This window comes from Caballeronia sp. ATUFL_F2_KS9A (assembly GCF_023630765.1).
Lineage (GTDB): Bacteria > Pseudomonadota > Gammaproteobacteria > Burkholderiales > Burkholderiaceae > Caballeronia > Caballeronia zhejiangensis.
The window spans coordinates 1-563 of sequence record NZ_JALQEK010000063.1; the positions used below are offsets into that span (position 1 = coordinate 1).

The window sequence follows — 563 nt, forward strand, 5'->3', positions numbered from 1 at the left end:
TTGGCGCTTGTGAGCGCGTCGGTCGCCGTGTTGACGCTCTGCGCCGCCGCTTTGCTCGCGGCGGCGGCTCCCGAGACACTCGACGCCGCCGACGCGGCAGCCGCCCCGGCGTTCGATACGGACTGCTGCGGCGCATCGCGTTTCACGGCTTTCGGATCCGCACCTTCGAGCACGAGCAGATTGCTCTGCACACTGATTCTCACCGGATCGGTGTCCTTCCACTGCTTCTTCGGAATCAACAGCTTCCACACGCCGTTGCTGCTCGGCGAGCGGAAGAACGCCACTACGCCAACGTACTCGGCGTCCTTCTGCATCGGTTCGGCAACGCTCGCGCTCGCGCCCGGGCGCAGCACGACGTCCTTGGTGGCGACGAGATCCGTCTTGAGCAGTTCGAGATCGGCGTTCTGCAACTGGACATATTCGAGTTGCGCGAAGGTCTTCGAATCCTTGAGTTGATAGAACCGCACCACCGTCGAAAGCGGCTGGCCGGTCGCGTTCTCGTTCAACGCGGCGCGACCGTTCAGTTCGACGTTCATCGACTTGACTTGCGTGGTGAAGAGCCA

Annotated in this window: 1 protein-coding gene; it reads right to left on the minus strand. The window is 63.1% G+C overall.

Going from position 1 to position 563, the window contains the following annotated elements:
- A partial coding sequence (gene tssJ, locus NCS67_RS31790) for a type VI secretion system lipoprotein TssJ (RefSeq protein ID WP_250437930.1) occupies positions 1 to 563 on the minus strand: 563 nt, incomplete at both ends.